The organism is Thioclava sp. F36-6 (assembly GCF_002020305.1).
GTDB lineage: Bacteria > Pseudomonadota > Alphaproteobacteria > Rhodobacterales > Rhodobacteraceae > Thioclava > Thioclava sediminum.
In genome coordinates this window covers 1,516,109-1,533,108 of sequence record NZ_MPZX01000001.1, presented here as the reverse complement: position 1 = coordinate 1,533,108, position 17,000 = coordinate 1,516,109, and the positions used below count along the sequence as shown (strand labels likewise).

Annotated in this window: 16 protein-coding genes and 4 tRNA genes; 10 read left to right on the top strand and 10 right to left on the bottom strand. The window is 63.4% G+C overall.

Annotated features, from left to right (window positions below):
* From BMI88_RS07115 to BMI88_RS07080, 8 genes are all read right to left on the bottom strand, one after another.
* Positions 1–77 (bottom strand) — tRNA-Asp (locus BMI88_RS07115).
* 268 nt (positions 78–345) lie between these two features.
* Positions 346–1,287 (bottom strand): pirin family protein, encoded by a 942-nt coding sequence (locus tag BMI88_RS07110; RefSeq protein ID WP_078547185.1) that lies wholly within the window; start codon positions 1,285–1,287, stop codon positions 346–348.
* Positions 1,288–1,422: 135 nt separating this feature from the next.
* Positions 1,423–1,498: transfer RNA gene (locus BMI88_RS07105), tRNA-Val, on the bottom strand.
* Between the two features lie 42 nt (positions 1,499–1,540).
* On the bottom strand, positions 1,541–2,254 hold the full coding sequence (locus tag BMI88_RS07100) for a dimethylsulfonioproprionate lyase family protein (protein ID WP_078523362.1): 714 nt from the start codon (positions 2,252–2,254) through the stop codon (positions 1,541–1,543).
* A 137-nt stretch (positions 2,255–2,391) separates the two neighbouring features.
* Positions 2,392–2,466: transfer RNA gene (locus BMI88_RS07095), tRNA-Val, on the bottom strand.
* Between the two features lie 14 nt (positions 2,467–2,480).
* Positions 2,481–2,942 (bottom strand): HU family DNA-binding protein, encoded by a 462-nt coding sequence (locus tag BMI88_RS07090; protein ID WP_078547183.1) that lies wholly within the window; start codon positions 2,940–2,942, stop codon positions 2,481–2,483.
* 111 nt (positions 2,943–3,053) lie between these two features.
* The gene (lon, locus tag BMI88_RS07085; RefSeq protein ID WP_078547181.1) at positions 3,054–5,468 is read right to left on the bottom strand and encodes an endopeptidase La; all 2,415 of its coding nucleotides are present in this window, start codon (positions 5,466–5,468) and stop codon (positions 3,054–3,056) included.
* A 210-nt stretch (positions 5,469–5,678) separates the two neighbouring features.
* Positions 5,679–7,013: an ATP-binding protein gene (locus BMI88_RS07080; protein WP_078547179.1), complete on the bottom strand. Its 1,335-nt coding sequence runs from the start codon at positions 7,011–7,013 to the stop codon at positions 5,679–5,681.
* A gap of 36 nt (positions 7,014–7,049) precedes the next feature.
* Between BMI88_RS07080 and BMI88_RS07075 the strand changes: the two genes are divergently transcribed.
* From BMI88_RS07075 to BMI88_RS07065, 3 genes are all read left to right on the top strand, one after another.
* On the top strand, positions 7,050–7,922 hold the full coding sequence (locus BMI88_RS07075) for an MBL fold metallo-hydrolase (protein WP_246831833.1): 873 nt from the start codon (positions 7,050–7,052) through the stop codon (positions 7,920–7,922).
* A gap of 71 nt (positions 7,923–7,993) precedes the next feature.
* Positions 7,994–8,068 (top strand) — tRNA-Asn (locus BMI88_RS07070).
* Between the two features lie 291 nt (positions 8,069–8,359).
* Entirely contained in the window at positions 8,360–8,899 is a 540-nt protein-coding gene (locus tag BMI88_RS07065; protein WP_246831832.1) for a hypothetical protein, read from the top strand.
* 368 nt (positions 8,900–9,267) lie between these two features.
* Here BMI88_RS07065 and BMI88_RS07060 read toward each other — a convergent pair whose 3' ends face one another.
* Positions 9,268–10,560, bottom strand: coding sequence for a hypothetical protein (locus BMI88_RS07060; protein ID WP_146673494.1), 1,293 nt, complete (start codon positions 10,558–10,560; stop codon positions 9,268–9,270).
* A gap of 4 nt (positions 10,561–10,564) precedes the next feature.
* On the bottom strand, positions 10,565–12,082 hold the full coding sequence (locus BMI88_RS07055) for a ShlB/FhaC/HecB family hemolysin secretion/activation protein (RefSeq protein ID WP_146673493.1): 1,518 nt from the start codon (positions 12,080–12,082) through the stop codon (positions 10,565–10,567).
* Between the two features lie 206 nt (positions 12,083–12,288).
* On the opposite strand from BMI88_RS07055, the gene BMI88_RS07050 reads away from it, so the two are divergent.
* The 7 genes from BMI88_RS07050 to BMI88_RS07015 all read left to right on the top strand — a co-directional run bounded on the left by BMI88_RS07050 (position 12,289) and on the right by BMI88_RS07015 (position 16,992).
* The gene (locus BMI88_RS07050; RefSeq protein WP_210402005.1) at positions 12,289–12,942 is read left to right on the top strand and encodes a helix-turn-helix transcriptional regulator; all 654 of its coding nucleotides are present in this window, start codon (positions 12,289–12,291) and stop codon (positions 12,940–12,942) included.
* 224 nt (positions 12,943–13,166) lie between these two features.
* The gene (locus BMI88_RS19495; protein ID WP_146673492.1) at positions 13,167–13,931 is read left to right on the top strand and encodes a hypothetical protein; all 765 of its coding nucleotides are present in this window, start codon (positions 13,167–13,169) and stop codon (positions 13,929–13,931) included.
* A gap of 25 nt (positions 13,932–13,956) precedes the next feature.
* Positions 13,957–14,217, top strand: a complete 261-nt coding sequence (locus BMI88_RS07040; protein WP_078547169.1) for a hypothetical protein — start codon at positions 13,957–13,959, stop codon at positions 14,215–14,217.
* A gap of 273 nt (positions 14,218–14,490) precedes the next feature.
* Positions 14,491–15,588, top strand: coding sequence for an SH3 domain-containing protein (locus BMI88_RS07035; protein ID WP_078547167.1), 1,098 nt, complete (start codon positions 14,491–14,493; stop codon positions 15,586–15,588).
* A 42-nt stretch (positions 15,589–15,630) separates the two neighbouring features.
* On the top strand, positions 15,631–15,978 hold the full coding sequence (locus tag BMI88_RS07030) for a hypothetical protein (protein ID WP_078547165.1): 348 nt from the start codon (positions 15,631–15,633) through the stop codon (positions 15,976–15,978).
* Positions 15,979–16,288: 310 nt separating this feature from the next.
* Positions 16,289–16,636, top strand: a complete 348-nt coding sequence (locus BMI88_RS07020) for a GlsB/YeaQ/YmgE family stress response membrane protein (protein WP_210402004.1) — start codon at positions 16,289–16,291, stop codon at positions 16,634–16,636.
* Positions 16,637–16,689: 53 nt separating this feature from the next.
* Complete coding sequence (locus BMI88_RS07015) at positions 16,690–16,992, top strand: hypothetical protein (RefSeq protein ID WP_078547161.1); 303 nt, start codon at positions 16,690–16,692, stop codon at positions 16,990–16,992.
* Positions 16,993–17,000: the final 8 nt, after the last annotated feature.

Sequence of the window (17,000 nt, the reverse complement as noted above, 5' to 3'; positions counted from 1 at the left end):
TGGCGCGGTTGACGGGGCTCGAACCCGCGACCCCCGGCGTGACAGGCCGGTACTCTAACCAACTGAGCTACAACCGCTCGCATCATCTGCCCGGATCGCCGTCCGAGCGTGGGGAGGGTATTACGCGGGCGACCTGCCCCCGTCAAGCGGCCTGAGAGCAAAAAACCGACGAATTTTCACCTGCCGTTCGGGCAAGCAAATCGCGGCTCCTCAGTGCGCGCCCGCGACCCTTATTTATCGCGCCCGCACGCGCCCCGATGAGATGCGCTTTCTGCTTCCTCTTGGCAGAAATATCCCGGGGGAAACCGAAGGTCGGGGGCAGAGCCCCCTCTTCAACGGCTGCAATCACCGCTCCGGCGCGGGAATGAACTCCGCATCGTCGGCAGGCGGCAGCTGGAAACGGCCATGCGCCCAGTCGCCCGCGCGCCATGCCTCTTTTGCGGCGTCGATCTTGTCGCGCGACGAGGCCACGAAATTCCACCAGAGATAGCGCGGACCGCCCATGGTTGCGCCACCCAACACGATCAGCCGCGCTCCCTGCCCGCCCGCCTTGAGCGACACCCGGTCGCCGGGGCGGAAGACCAGCATCCGGCCTTCCTCATAGGTTTCGCCCGCCACGGTGACAGAGCCCTGCAGCACATAGACGCCGCGATCTTCGTGATTGTCGGGCAGCGGGAGCTGCGCGCCCGGATCGAGATTCGCATCGGCGTAGAACATCTCGGAGGGCAGATCGATCGGCGCATGCGCGCCCCAGGCATCGCCAAGCACGAGCCGAACGGTCTTGCCCTCGGCCTGCAGTTCGGGAAGGGCCTCGGCGCCCACATGTTTGAACGCCGCCTGCCCCTCTTCCTGTTCCTCGGGCAGCGCGACCCAGGTCTGGATGCCCGCGAGATGCTGGCCGGTGTCGCGGACCTTGCCGTCGGTGCGCTCGGAATGGGTGATGCCATAGCCCGCATTCATCCAGTTCACCGCGCCCGGCGTGATCCATTGATCGGTGCCCAGCGAATCGCGGTGATGCAGGCGGCCTTGCAGAAGGTAGGTCACGGTCGCGAGGCCGATATGCGGATGCGGGCGGATGTCGATGCCGCGTTGGCCCGAGAGGAATTCGACCGGGCCGATCTGGTCGAAGAAGATGAAGGGGCCGATCATCTGCCGCGCGGCGGACGGGAGCGCGCGGCGCACCTCGAATCCGCCAAGGTCACGCGCCCGCGGCGCGATGACGGTTTCAATGGCGTCGACGGCGTCGCCAATCGGAATTTCGGGGTCGAGGGCGGGGTTCCAGCTCATTGAGGCGCTCCTTTCCTGTGGTTGAGGGAAAGGTAGCATCGTGGCGCGCATATCATAGAGCCATGCGCGAACAGAGTCTGAGCGCGGCCGCGCAACGAGACACAAGCCTTTAATATCGTTAGACTTCGGAGGGAATGGTGGGCGGTGAGGGGCTCGAACCCCCGACATCTTCGGTGTAAACGAAGCGCTCTACCAACTGAGCTAACCGCCCCCGGCCCTTCCTCTAGCCTCGCCTTGCGCGGGGATCAAGACCTCAGATGCCCTCGCGCATCCGCACCTTGCGGGTCGAGGAGAGTTTCATCCCCGGCGCGGTCAGCCGCGCCTCCGGCCCGACCCAGGCATAGGCCAGCAGACAGGGGTCGAGATCGGCAGTGGTGATGCGGTGTTCGTGATCGGGACGGTTCAGGATCAGCGAGCCCGGCGCATGCACGGCAGTGTCATTCTCCGACCACGGGCCCGCGACCGAGATATAGCTCTCCTCGATCTCCTTATGGCTGTGCTGCGGATAGGTCGTGCGCGGCGCAAACAGGACGAATCCCAGCACCAGCCGATCGGAAGCCACCGGTCCGCGCGGCCCCAGCACCTCGCAATAGGCGTATTTGCGCGCCAGCGCCTTCGGCACTTTCTCGTAGCCATATTCCCAAGTCAGCTGCCCCGTCACGCGCGAGAGCGCCCGCGCCATTCCCGCGACCGCGCCGCGCTCGCCCAGATCGAGCGCCCGCGACAGATGTGCTGTCACCGGTTTCGGCTGCGGCTGGCGCGGCGTCACCGGGGGATTGGTGTCGATGATCTGCGAGAGCGTATCGCGCACCCGTTTGCGATGGCTGCGGATCAGGCGGCTGCCGCCTGCCGAGCCGTGCCGGTAGAGCGTGTCGAATTCCCGCAGCAGATACAGCCAGTCCGGGCAATCGGAGACGCGCAGCACCTCGTCGGGCCGGGCGTCGGACATCGGCGTGGTCTCGGTCATCGCATCCTCCGCATCTTGCGCATGGGGCGCGCATCTCTGGCGTGCTGTCTGGCCCATAATCTGACGCCGCAGGGCGCAGAAAACTAACCGGAAAACGACAAAGGCGCGTCTATTCAAGACGCGCCTTCGTAGGAAGATGGTGGGCGATGAGGGATTTGAACCCCCGACATCATCGATGTGAACGATGCGCTCTACCACTGAGCTAATCGCCCTCCGTGGCGGGCTTTTAGCGCCCCTCTTCTGGCTCCGCAAGAGGGTTTTCGTCGAAATCTCCACCGTCCTGCGCGGGGTAATCTCCACCCGCATTCGTCTCTGCCGCGACCGCTTCGAGCATGCCCGAGGGGCGGCGCAGTTTGACCACGAGGATCTCGTCGCCGTTCTTCTCGAACTGGCGGTTGATCTTCAGCTTGCCGAGCGGCGGGATGCTGAGTTCCTCGCCTTCCGAGAGCGCCTCGCCCAGAACCTTGAGGACCGATTCCGACATGGCCTTCGCCTCGCCGCGCTTCACGCCGGCCTCGACCATCACCCGATCCACGAAGCTCCTCTTGCGCACTAGCCCCTTCGCCTCGCTCGGCTCAGGCGCCGGATCAGGTGTGGCGGGCGTGAGCGTCGCGGCGGAGGCCGGAGGCGCCTCGGGTGTCGCGACGGGAGGCTTGCGGGTCGATTTCGGTTTCTGGCTCTTGGCCATGGCGGCTCCTTTTTTGATCGCAATACGAAGAGGTTAAGGGCAAACCTGGTCAAATGCAAAAACGCCCGCCGCGATGTGCGACGGGCGTTCTCGATTTCAATTCGAAGGCGATCAGTGCGCGGTTGCGCCCTGCCCGTCCGATTTGGCCGCGGCGGCGGCAGCGGCTGCTGCCTCTTCGGCCTCCTCGTCCCAATCGACCGGCTCGGGCTGGCGAACCAGCGCGCGGGCGAGGACTTCGCGAACGTGGGTGACCGGCACGATCTCCAGCCCCTCCTTCACGTTGTCCGGGATATCCGCGAGGTCTTTTTCATTCTCCTCGGGGATGAAGACGGTCGTGATCCCGCCGCGCAGCGCTGCGAGCAGTTTCTCCTTCAGGCCGCCGATCGGCATCGCGTTCCCGCGCAGGGAGACTTCGCCGGTCATGGCGATATCCTTGCGCACCGGGATCCCGGTCAGCACCGACACGATGGAGGTCACCATCGCCAGACCCGCAGAGGGCCCGTCTTTCGGCGTCGCACCATCCGGGACGTGGACGTGGATGTCCCACTTCTCGAAGCGCGGCGGCTTGATGCCGAATTGCGGCGCGACCGAGCGGACGTAGCTGGACGCCGCGTCGATCGATTCCTTCATCACGTCGCCCAGCTTGCCGGTGGTCTTCATCCGACCTTTACCCGGCAGGCGCAGCGCTTCGATCTGCAGCAGGTCGCCGCCCACGGAGGTCCAGGCAAGGCCGGTCACGACGCCCACCTGATCTTCCTTCTCGGCCAGACCGTAGCGGAACTTCTTGACGCCCAGGTAATCGCCCACCTTCGCCTCATCGACGGTGATGTGCTTGGTCGCACCCTTCGACTTGATGATCTCGGTCACTGCTTTCCGGGCGAGCTTCGCGATATCACGCTCGAGGTTCCGCACGCCCGCCTCGCGGGTGTAGTAGCGGATCACGTCGGTCAGCGCGCCGTCGGTCAGTTCGAACTCGTTCTTCTTGAGCCCGTGACCCTTGATCTGCTTCGGGATCAGGTGCTGCTTGGCGATCTCGGCCTTCTCGTCCTCGGTGTAGCCCGCGAGCGGAATGATCTCCATCCGGTCCAGAAGCGGGCCCGGCATGTTGTAGGAGTTCGCCGTCGTCAGGAACATCACGTTCGAGAGGTCGTATTCCACTTCGAGATAGTGGTCCACGAAGGTCGCGTTCTGCTCGGGGTCGAGCACTTCAAGCATTGCCGAAGCCGGGTCGCCACGGAAGTCCTGACCCATCTTGTCGATCTCGTCGAGCAGGATGAGCGGGTTCGTGGTTTTCGCCTTCTTCAGCGCCTGAATGATCTTGCCGGGCATCGAGCCGATATAGGTCCGACGGTGGCCGCGGATCTCGGATTCGTCGCGCACGCCGCCGAGCGAGATGCGGATGAATTCGCGCCCCGTTGCCTTCGCGACAGACCGGCCGAGCGAGGTTTTACCCACGCCGGGCGGACCCACGAGGCACATGATCGGGCCTTTCAGCTTGGCCGAGCGCGCCTGCACCGCGAGATATTCGACGATGCGTTCCTTGACCTTCTCGAGACCGTAGTGATCGGCATCGAGCACGGCCTCGGCCTTGCTGAGGTCTTTCTTCACGCGGGATTTGGTGCCCCACGGGATCGACAGCATCCAGTCGAGATAGTTGCGCACGACGGTGGCTTCCGCCGACATCGGCGACATCGACTTGAGCTTCTTCAGCTCGGCCTCGGCCTTTTCTTTGGCCTCTTTCGAGAGTTTGGTGTTCTCGATGCGCTCTTCGAGCTCGAGGATCTCGTTCTGGCCGTCTTCGCCATCGCCGAGTTCCTTCTGAATGGCCTTCATCTGCTCATTCAGGTAGTACTCGCGCTGGGTCTTCTCCATCTGCGTCTTCACGCGGGATTTGATCTTCTTCTCCACCTGGAGAACCGAGACCTCACCCTGCATGAGACCGTAGACCCGCTCCAGCCGTTCGGAGACGTCGAGCGTTTCCAGAAGCTCCTGCTTCTGGGCCACTTCCAGCCCCAGATGGCCCGAAACGAGATCGGCCAGCTTGTCAGCTTCGGTCGCATCGGCCACGGCCGACAGCGCCTCTTCGGGGATGTTCTTCTTGATCTTCGCGTAGCGCTCGAACTCCTCGGCGACCGAGCGCAGCAGAGCGCGGATCGTCTCCACGTCGCCTTCGGTCTCGATCAGCGGTTCGGCATTCGCTTCGAAATAGTCCTCATTCTCGACGAAATCGGTGATGCGCACGCGGCTCTTGCCCTCGACCAGCACCTTCACGGTGCCATCGGGCAGTTTCAGCAGTTGCAGCACGTTGGCGAGCACGCCAACGCGGAAGATCCCGTCCGTATCGGGGTCGTCTTGCGACGGATCGACCTGGCTTGCGAGCAAGATCTGACGATCCTCCGCCATCACCTCTTCCAGTGCGCGCACGGATTTCTCGCGCCCGACGAAGAGCGGCACGATCATGTGGGGGAAAACCACGATGTCGCGCAGCGGCAGGACCGGATGGGTGACAGAGCTAAATTCGGTCATCGGCGTTCCTCTCTTGGCAGGAGGGTCCGGCCCCGTTTTCGGCGACCACGTCCCTCCCCTGTTCAACCCAATATCTAGGAGCCGTGAAGCATCCATTCAACTAGGGCATGTCACTCACCCGTCACAATGCGTGGCCCCGGGACAGGCCGCAAGAGGCGATCTCGCTGCCGTGAGCGGTTCGTGCGCGCGCGTGATCGAATGTGTAGCCGCTCACCGCGGCAGGATCATCTCGGCCATCAAGCCGCCAAGCCGTTCGGATCGCCCGAGTTTCAGCGATCCACCGTGGCGACGCAGGATGTCGGCGGTGATCGAAAGACCCAGTCCGACGCCCTGCCCGCGATCCTGATTGCGCGCCGGGTCGAGCCGGGTAAATGGCCGGATCGCCTCCTCGCGGCGTTCGGGCGGGATGCCCGGCCCGTCATCATGCACCGCGATTCGCCACCCCGTGCGCGCGATAGAGACGGTGATTTCCGCGCGCGTGCCGTAGCGGACCGCGTTGCCGATCAGATTCGCCAAGGCGCGTTTGAGGGCATCGGGGCGGAAGGTCGCCTCCTCCTCGCTGTCACAATCGACCAGCGTCACATCGCGCCCCATCCGCCGCATATCCTCCACCACGCCTGCAACGAAGCCGCAGATCGGCAGCGTCTCCGGCTCGCCATGCGACGCCCCGTCGCGCGAGAACTCGAGAAACGCATCGACAAGGCGCCCCATCTCGTCGACGTCGCGCTCCATCGCGCGAACCTCGTCATTCTCCTCCATCATCGACAGCCCGAGCCGCAGACGCGTCAGCGGCGTGCGCAGATCGTGGCTGACCCCCGAGAGCATCAGCGTGCGCTGTTCGATCTGGCGCTCGATCCGGTTGCGCATATCGAGGAAAGCGCGGCCCGCGGCGCGCACCTCCGTCGCCCCCGAGACGCGATAATTCAAGTTGCGCCCCTTGCCGAATTCCTCCGCCGCATGGCTCAGCCTGCGGATCGGACGCAGCTGATTGCGCAGGAAGATATAGGCGATCAGCGTCATCAGAATGGAAACAAAGACCATCAGAACGAGCAATTGGTGCGGATTTGAGGCCGACACCCGGCTGCGCGCGAAGGTCACCGCGAGCGGCCCGTTCGGCGTCTCCTGCACCACCCGCACGGAATTGGTGTTGTTGTCGAGATCGATGGAGCGGATCTGCGACAGGTTGGCCCGCAGCGTCGAAATCACCACGATTCCGGTCAGATCGAAGAAACTGCGGGTATCGCCCCGCTGCGAGGCAAGATTCGTGGGCGCCGGGAATTGCGAGGCGAAGTTCAGCGTCTTGTCGAGCACGTCGAGCCGTTCGCGCGCGACCTCTGCCGTCGGCGCATTGGTCGCGACCTGATCGAGCAGAGCGATCTCGCGCACCATCCCTTCGGTCATCTGCTGCGTGACGCGTTCGAAATGGCGCTGAATGAAGACGACCGAGACCACGAGCTGGATCGTTACCACCGGCAGAATCAGGATCAGCGCGGCCCGCCCATAAAGCCCGCGCGGCATCATCTGTTTCAGCCAGCGAAATTTCATGCCAGAACCCTAACGATGGCCGCGATGGAGGGAAAGATGGAAGAATTGCAGCCCGGCTTGCGTCGGATCGTGGCTCCGAACCCGTCCCCCATGACTTATACCGGCACCTGCACCTATGTCATCGGCACAGGCGAGGTCGCGGTGGTCGATCCCGGCCCCGCCGATCCTGCCCATCTGCAGGCGCTGCTCGACGCGCTCGCACCGGGTGAACGTGTCAGCCATATCCCCGTCACCCATGCGCATCTCGACCATTCCCCCGGCGCACGGCTCTTGGCCGAGGCCACGGGCGCGCCCATCCTCGCCTTCGGCCCGCCCGAAGCCGGGCGCGCACCTGTAATGGCGGAACTCGCGGCGCGCGGCCATGCGGGCGGCGGCGAAGGCGTCGATCACGCGTTCGACCCCGACATCCTCATTGAGGACGGCGAGACGCTAAGCCATGGCGACTGGTCGCTCACCGCGCTGCACACGCCCGGCCATTTCTGCAACCATCTGAGCTTCGCGCTCGGCGACGCTCTTCTGACCGGCGATGTCGTGATGGGCTGGTCCTCGACGCTGATTTCGCCGCCCGACGGCGATTTGGGCGACTATTACCGCTCGCTCGCGCGGATCGAGGCGCAGAGCCCACGCATCCTCTATCCCGGCCACGGCGACCCGGTGACTGACCCTCAGACCCTGATCGCGAGTCAGCGCGCGCATCGCGACGCCCGCACCGAGCAGATCCGAAGCGCCCTCGCCGAGCGCCCCGCCACCCCGCAGGGCCTCACCCGCGCGATCTACACCGACGTGCCCGCAGCCCTCCTGCCCGCGGCCGAACGCAACGTCTTCGCGCATCTCGTTGAAATGTCAGTGCAAAACCAAGTCATCGCCGCGCCCGACCTGCGCCCAGAGGCGCTATTTTCGCTGACGTGACGAAAGCCTGAATTTTTTCGCCAGAACCCTCTGGACATCCCAATTCGAGATTCATATACACCCTCACATGTTCCGGCGTAGCTCAGCGGTAGAGCAGTTGACTGTTAATCAATTGGTCGTAGGTTCGATCCCTACCGCCGGAGCCATCTTCCCCTCTAGGGTGTTGATTTAGCTACCAAAAGCCTTTCATGGCTTCGTAGGTGTGGCATACGGGCGTTCCATCACCCGAGTTTTGCGTAGGTCCGTCGAAACAAGGGCGACGCAAGACCATGCACGGCCAACCGCATCTCTCCCGTCGCGGCACTGCCTATCAATGGCGCCGTCGAATCCGGGTGTTTTCCACAAAATTCGTTGACCTGAAGCTCTCCTTGGGGACGACGGATCGCCGTGTGGCGACTATCTTAGCACGCAAGATTAGTGCGGAGAGCGACACATTTATGGACCGCATCATCAGGACCGAGATTTCCCCCCAAGAGGCGCGCGTCTGGCTGGCGGATGTAATCAAGCGCGAGCGGGCGAAGATCGAAAAGCTGCAATTGCTGCGCCGGTTCGACACCCTCGATCCGCTTGATGATGTGCGCCGCGTCAAAACGCTCTCCTCTTGTCGTATCGTGCCTATCCATGCGCGCCTGATCGAGATCGGGTTTCTCGACCATGTCGCGAAAATGAAGCGTGCCGGGCACCCTGATCTGTTTCCGGACCTTCGGGAGCCCAAGAGCGGGAAGCACGGCAAGAAACTCGGGCGCCGGATGAGACAGATCATCGATGACACGCTGGGTGCCGGCGGCGCGGCACTATCTTTCCACAGCTTCCGCCACTACGTTCAGAACGCGCTCGAACACGCGGCAATCGACGACAAGATCATTCGCGACATCGTGGGCCATGAAGGGCGCGATATTCACGAGAAGACTTACCACAAACCGACCCCACCCAACCTGATGCGCCCGGCGATCGATGCTCTGCCACTTTGGGTATGACGGGGATGTGTCAGGCGTTTTTTGGGCGGAAAGCTGACATTCGCTGCGCTCCTGCCGAATGTCGGCTCTCTACCGTCAACGCCATCTCGTTCTTCTGGCTGCGACGCGGTTATTCGCTGCGTGGTGCGCAAATCGCCGGAAGCACCGGGACGATCGTCACGACATCAACCAAGAAAGCATTCATGGGCTGTAAGAAAGCTCCGCAAAGCACTCGACGGAGCGCACAGACGGTGGCCGCCCTTCACTCTTTGGGCATTACATTCGCTCCCCGATAGCTCCGGCCATGCAGCGAAAGAGGGTTACGGAGAAAAGCAGCGCAAGCGTCGGAAATGCGGTGCGCATCACTAGCTCACGGGGCCTGAGTCCGATCACCGCTCTTTGCGACGCCTGACGGACACGATGCAGTCGGAATGATCGGGGTGCAAGGCGGGCAAGTCACGCCCGAGCACATCGACCGCACCGACATGACGGAGCGCTCCGCTGACCGCGACCTCGCCGTCGATAAAGCGTTTGCGCTTGCCATGGCCGCTCGCGATGCAATTCCACGAACCGCCTCCGTCAGCGGACGCAAAGCGCGGCGGATCATGCGGCGCTTGACGACCGGCCGTATGAGTGACGTGTTGTTTGCCAAGGGCGGGCTGCTGCACCGACGGGGCATGCGTGACCTTTCCGCCCGTCGAACTGGTCATCATCACGCCAACCGGGCGCGGCTTCGGGCGCGGCACCATCACCGGCACGGCCTGCGGCGTGGCTGTGGGCACTTGGCCGGGCACCATCTGCGGCGAGGCGACCGGCGTTGCGACCTTGCTCGGCGCCAGCACCGGCGTGGATTGTCGCATCGGCGTCGGAACGGCATAGGGCGCCTGTTGGGGGATCGCCTGCGGCGTGGGCTGCGGAACCCGGCCGTAGCCGCCGAATGTTTGCCCCGGGTTCGCCTGCACGATGATCGAGGCGGGCACTCGGCCATAGCCGCCAAAGGTCGTGGGCGGGTTCGGCACCACGATGATAATGGGCATCCCCTGCCCGGTGAAGGACGGCGTCGCAATCGGCTGAATGGTCGGCACCGGAGAGACACCGGTGACGGTCGTAGGCGGCAGCGGCTGGATAACGTAGGGCAACTGGCCCGTTCCGGTGAAGGACGGGGTCTGCAAAGCCTGAGGCGGGTTCACCGGGCCGACGCCCGTCAGCACAGTTTGCGGCACAGGCTTGATCACAGTCGGCAACTGCCCCGTGCCGGTGAAGGACGGTGTCTGCAAAGGTTGAGCCGGGTTCACCGGGCCGACACCGGTCAAGACGGGTTGCGGCACAGGCTTGATCACGATCGGCAACTGACCGGTGCCGACGATCGGCGTGCCCGGCTGTCCCTGCACGGTCGAAACCGGGCCATACCCTGTAGTGACCGTCGGCTTTGTAGGAACGACATTGATGATCGCGGGAACGGTGGGAAGGGTTGGTTGAGTGCCCGTCGTCGGAAGCTGTGTCGTCGTCGGGATCGTCCCCGGTGTTCCCGTGCCGGTGCCGGTGCCGCTCGGCCCGCAATCTGCCGCCCCGTGCTTGTTTCCCACACCATTGCAGAACCCGAAGTGATTGCCTTCACCGAAGGCAGACACCGCTGGAAGCGTGAACAGGACGACAGTCAGAGCAAGAGACGGTTTACGCATGAGATCACCAGCTTTTCGTCAGACCAAGATAGAAGGCAGGATCGCCCGCACCGGTGGACGGCCCGTCGGTCAAGGGCGCTGCCACATAGCTTCGCACGAACACCCCCGCCGGGAATTCGGCATCGACCCCGAGGCCGAGGGACGCGAAGGTTTCTTCTCCCAACTCGTCCATCGAGGGATTGTTGTTCTTCACATAGCCAAGATCGAGGAAGCCGAAAGGCCGAACGCGCCGGACCTGCCCCGCACTCGGGAAGAGGTCGCGACCGACTTCGATCGTTGCGGACGCGCCGCTGTCCCCTTGCGCCTCCGCGAACCGGTAGCCGCGTTCATCCTCGCGTCCGCCGATATAGAATTCCTCGATGCTCGGCAGGCGATCGGGGGAGTATTGCCCCCACAGCTCGGCGCGCACGGCGCTTTCTGGGCCGAACCATGCGACCGGGTGCTGGTAACCGAACCCGACGCGCAGGTGCGAGAAATGCTTGTCGCCGTCATCGAAGCCCGCGGCATCCGATGTACGCTCGCCGACAGAGAGGTTCAGTGCATATTCATAGGCCCCGCCGCCCGGAAGCGCTTTGCCGAATATCCAGGAAGCCCCGACGACATCGACCGCGCTGTCGAATTTCGTGCCAGAGACATCCACGTTGGATTCGACCCGCTTCGCCTCGAGAAGCGCATAGCCATAGGTATCCACATCGCGCAGGACCGGATAGCCGAAGGCGAGCATGGCCGTGTTGCCCTCGATGTCGGTGGACAGAAGCGTGCCACGCGCATCCCGGCGTGCGGTGACCGAGCCCAGATAGACCTCGCCGAACCCACCGCCCCCGCCAAGGGGCATGCGATAGGCGAGAGCGCCCCAGACGCTGTCGCCACCGCCATCGAATTCGGACGAGCCGGACAGCTCGAACCGCAACCGGTCGCCCGGGGTCAGCGCGCTCAGGAATTCCTGATGGACGCTCAGGATCGCGCTTTCGCCGAAATCGCGCGAGGGGTGATCGAGGCTCACATATCCCGAGGCCCGATCCTCCGGCGTCGTGATGACGCGGACCCGTGCGGCGGAGGCGCCTTCCGGATAGTCGACCTCTGCCGTGGCCGAGACCGCTTCGATATCCTCCACGAGCATGATCGCGCGCTCGAATTCCTTCTGGGTGACGGCGCGGCGCCCGACGATCGGCTCCACATAGCTTCGGATCAGGCGATAGGTCGGCTCATCCACCCCTTCGATAGACACATCGCCGATCTGCCCCTCGTCGACCACGAGCGTCTGACCATCATCTGCGACGAACACTTCGGCGAGGAAATACCCGTCCTCGCGATACATGATCTCGAGCGTCTGAGCGAGATCCTCGGCCGTAACGGTCCCGGTGCGTTGCACGACGACCTGCGCGGCATATCCGAGGATTTCCGCCGTATCGTAAACGGTTACCCCGGTGAGGTTGAATTGGGTGCCTTGCGCAGAAACAGGAGCCGCGGCCAGCGCCAGAGCGAGGCTCAGCGCGATTGGTTTCACTCGAAAAATACCCACGGAAACATCCTGAAAAACCGCTCGATCACAAATAGTTTACCCAAGGTCAGTCGCTTGTCTAGCCTGAACCGTTCTCGCTTAGGTTGTGCGTGACATCTGAGCCGCACGGCGCACCTCGCCCGGCGCCGATCACGCAAGTTCCTGTCTTCCCAGATACAATGCCCCCGGATAACGTAAGGTAAGCTTTGATTTCGGGAGAGGCTGAGTTGGAAGGTTCTGCGATCCGGGACATTCGGCGCCGCTTGGGCATCACCCAGATCGAACTGGGCGAAAGGCTCGGGGTCGATCAGGGCACGGTGAGCCGCTGGGAGCGCCAAGTGGAAAATCCGCGCCCCGCAACGCTCGCGCGTCTGAGATCACTTCTCGAGCGCGATGAGGAGCGGCGAGCCTTCAACAGAAGCCTCGCGATTGTGCGGTGTGACCTGCGCCCCGCTTCACTCCTCGATCACAACCTGCGGCTTGTCGAAATTTCGGCCTCCGGCAAGAAAGCCTTCACCGATCGCGGACAGGATCCCTTCAAGCTCATGGGGACGTCCTTCGAGACCTACTCCAATCGCATCGGGGCGCCGCATCTTCGGGATCACCTGCTGGAATCCGGTTTTCTCGACGGGGCGGCGCTTCTGTTCAGCTTTACGGTGAATGCGCGCGGAAACGGAAACGTCACGATCTGGGAGCCCCTGACGGAGGACGGACAGTTTATCGGGGCGCTCAACTACATCACCTCTTTCTTCAACTTCCCCGCCAATGACGAGTTCACGATCGAGAAGATCGGCTTCGTCGCGACCGACAATCCCGGAACCTTTCATGTCACCCATGCGGGTCAGCGCGCCCATCTGATTGACGGCGCATCCTTATACTGACGGGGACCGGGGCGGCCGCAGCGCTTGGATGATCGGCCCCTCGCTGCGCAATTCATCGCACCCGCCAAAACGCATATTTCCGCCCTCCCACCGATCACCGCTTCGTGATCAAATGCCAAGAATGACGACGGCGCACGACCTTAGCGGGAGCGGCCACCCTCTTGCTTTTGGCACCACGCCACTTCCGTCACCCCTTGCGCAACGCATTCAGAGAGGTCCTCAAAATGAACAAGCTCGTTCTCAGCGCCATGCTCGTCTTCGCGCTTTCGGCATGTCAGGAAGAGGAAGACAAGACCGAGGAGACCGGCTCGGCGACTACCTCGACGACGCAGAGCGCGGAGCCCGCAAAGGAAGATACCGCGACGGCAGATGACGGCGGCGGCGCGATGGATGCGGCCCCGAAAGCCGCAGCGCAGGAGCCTGCTGCGACGCAAGCGGCGACCTCGTCCGAAGTCAGCCAAGAGGCAATAGATGCCTGCATCGACGCGGTGCGCGCGGCGCAAGGCGCGATGGGCGGCACGGTTTTGAGCACCGAGTTCTCCGAGGCGAATTCGCTTGTCATGCTGAAAAGCGCCGACAATGCCGAATGGCGTTGCCTCGTCTCGAATGACGGCAGCAACCCGAGCGTGGAACAGGTCAGCGCTTCGGCGTCCACGGAAGACAGCGCCACGGCCGACGACGGTGGCGGTGCGATGGACGGTGCACCTGCGGAAGATCCGGCGACGGCGGATGATGGCGGCGGTGCGATGGATGGCGCGCCGCAGGAAAGCGGCATGCCGTCCGTCGGTAGTCCGACCGATCTGACCGATTTCGTCGGCGCGCCTGCGGGTCAGGCAGAGGGCGGACTTCAGGCCCTTGGCTTCGAGTCTATTCGATCGGAAGGCCTGACGACCTTCTGGTTCAACCGGGCGACCGGTGCCTGCGCGAAGATCACGACCTCCGACGGGAAATTCGCTGAAATCACGATGCTTCCTGCGGAAGATTGCTGAAGTCGCAAGGGGTGAGACCAACGAGATGACGCTCTGTCGGATCCTCATCGGCCTCTTCGTGCTCCTCTGGATCGCGGCGCTGTTGCTGCTTGCAATCGGCACGTTTGGCTGGTTCGGACAGGAGCGCGATCCACTTTCTGGCGTCTTTCTGATGCCGCTTGGCCTGCCGTGGAACATGATCGTTCCCGTGTCGGAAAGTGCAGCCGCCCTCTGGGCGGTTGTTGCGCCCGGCGTAAACCTCGTCGTGCTTGTTATCGTTTGCAGAGCGCTACGCCGTCGTCACTGAGCGGCCCGAACCACCACGTCTTTCTGTTTATGTGCGTCGGCGCGTCCCGGAAAACGGCACCGCCTTGCCCTTAGGTCAACAGATTCTCCCAAAACGCATATTTTCGCCCTCCCCAAACTCACGTCCGCGTGATCTGATTTGCTAAAGCATGGTCTAAAAAGAAATTTTCAGCCCACACGTCGCTCACCCCGATCGGGAACGAGCGGAATTGTGCGAGCGCGCGTGGTCCATTCTAAGGCCGCGCGGCCTGTCCGAACCGAGAGGAGACACGTCATGTTTCAAGCGCCCCCATTCCAGCACGCGCTTCGCGCCGCCTCAGCCGCTGCGCTCTGTGCGTTTTCCCTCGCGCTCGGCGCGCCCCAAGCGACTGCGCAGGAGAGCGTGCCGATCAGCTTCCCGCGCGGGCAGTCGGGCGTGACCATCAACGGCGCAGTGATCGGTAGGGACTACATCGACTATGTGCTGCGCGGGAACGCCGGCCAACGGATGAATGTCGACCTGACGGTCACGGGCACGAATGGCAACGGTATCGCCTATTTCAACATCCTACCCGCGGGAATGGACTACAATGGTCTGTTCGTTGGCTCGAATGAAGGCAACTCGGCCAGCGTGATCCTCCCCGAAACCCGTGACTGGGCGATCCGCGTCTACCTGATGGGCAATGACAGGGATACCGGAAAGACGGTCGGCTTCACGATCAATGTCTCGATCACCGGGAAAGGCAGCGGCGGCTCGACCTCGAGCGGCAGTCAGAGTGGCGGGATGCTTCCCGTAGAGGATTTCTTCGTCGTGACGCTCCGCACGCCGGGCGACACGCTCAATATCCGCAACGCACCGCGCCCCAGCGGTCGCCTGCTGGGCAAGCTGCCAAACGGCACAGTCGTTCGCAATGTCGGCGGCTGCACGATGTCGGACGGTCGGCAATGGTGCAAGGTTCAGGACTCGCGCGGGGGCGTTCAGGGTTGGGTCGCAGCCCGTTTCCTGCGCCTTCCCGGACCGGGTGGCGCAGAGAACAGCGCAACCGCTGACGATGGCGGCGGGGCGATGGCGGGCAGCGGGTCGGCAGACATCCGAGTGCGGTTTGCGCCCGGTTCGAGCGGCGCGGAGCTGTCCGGTCAGCTGCTTCCGCAGAGATCGCAGCGATATATCCTCGGCGCGGCTAACGGGCAAAATCTCTATTTCCGGCTCGCCGCGAACGGGCCCGGGATGACTTACGTGATCTACAACCCGGACGGGTCCGTCCTGCTCGACGAAATGCCGGCAGCGCAGGAATACCGTGGCCAACTCTTTCAGTCGGGCGACCACATCATCGACGTCTACAACACGGCTAACGGCGCGCAATCCTACACGGTCATCTTTGGGATCGACTGACATCTGAACTGCACTCTCGACCTCAACGGAAAGGAAGAAGACATGCCCAGACTGATCGGAATCATGGCCGGGCTCGGTGCGCTCACTGCACTCTCGGCCTGTGTCGAGAGCACAGGCGGATCGGCAGCCCAGATGCCGGTCGCGCCCGGCAGCACGCCTTTCATCACCAGTATGTCTCCGGATGTCAGCCAGGCAGCGATCGACTCCTGCCGGTCGGCCCTGGCGGCTCAGACGGCGGGTGGCGTGACCGTTGTCGGTGGAGAGACGTCGCAGGCCGCGACGGCCATCTACATGCGGGTCGGCGCAAACGGGGCTCCGTGGCGCTGTCTCGTCGGTGCGGATGGAAGCAACCCGCAAACCATGTTCATGGGCAGCGAAGGCTACCTCTGATCGGCACCGACCTTCGGGGGCGGCGTATGGCCTCTGCCCCGAAAGCCTCGACACGTGGAGACAGCCTTGTTCAACGCTCTCAGCACACCGGTCAAATACGCAATCATTGGCTGCATCGCCCTGATCATCGGGTGGTTCATTTCACGCACCCTGGGCTTCGGAGGCACATCTTGGTGGTCCTCCGCTCTCGCCGGGGCCGTGGGCGGCTACATCGGCGGAATGCTCCGGGAGAGACGGGGGAAATCCTGATCGGGGTCGAGACCCGCTCGTCTGACGCGAGAGATTTCACAGCAATCTTAGGAATCCAGTGATGAAACAGAGACTAATTATGGCCTTCGTGGCTACCGCTTTCGCAGCGCCTGCCTTCGCGCAGCAAGGGCCCGCAAATGCGGTCGGCGCCGGAATGGGGCTGATCATCGGCATCCTGATTGCCGTCGTCGTCGGCGGGCTCGTCGGCTGGCTTGCGAGCCTGCTCGTGAAGGGGACGGGCTCCGGTATCGGGCTCGACATTCTGATCGGGATCGGCGGCTCGATCCTCGCGAGCGTTCTGCTCCGGCTGTTCGGAATTCAGATCGCGAGCGCGCTCGGCTCGCTGATCGTAATGTTCCTCGGAGCGGTGCTACTGCTGCTGATCGTGAAGATGATCCGAAAGGCTTGAGCCCTGCGATGTCGCCCGAACTCACCGACGACCAACCTGGAGGGAGAAGACCCATGAAGACCACTGTGACCATCGCGGCCCTGTTCGCGGCCTCGGCAGTGCTCGCAGGCTGCGTCGAGACAGGCAGCTCGGACCCGGCGCTCAGCGGCACCGATGCCCAGTTCGACACCATGACCGGCCCCTGTATCGCGCAGGCTGCGACCCTCACCGGCACCAGCGCGGGTTCGGTCGCCATCCTCGATCGTATCCAGACCGGCGGCGGCCCGATCCTGACCCTCATGGCGGGCGGGAGCAAATACACCTGCCGCTTTGAAGCGAACGGCAGCGTCACAGTCTTCAGCGAATACGCGAACTGACGCGCCGC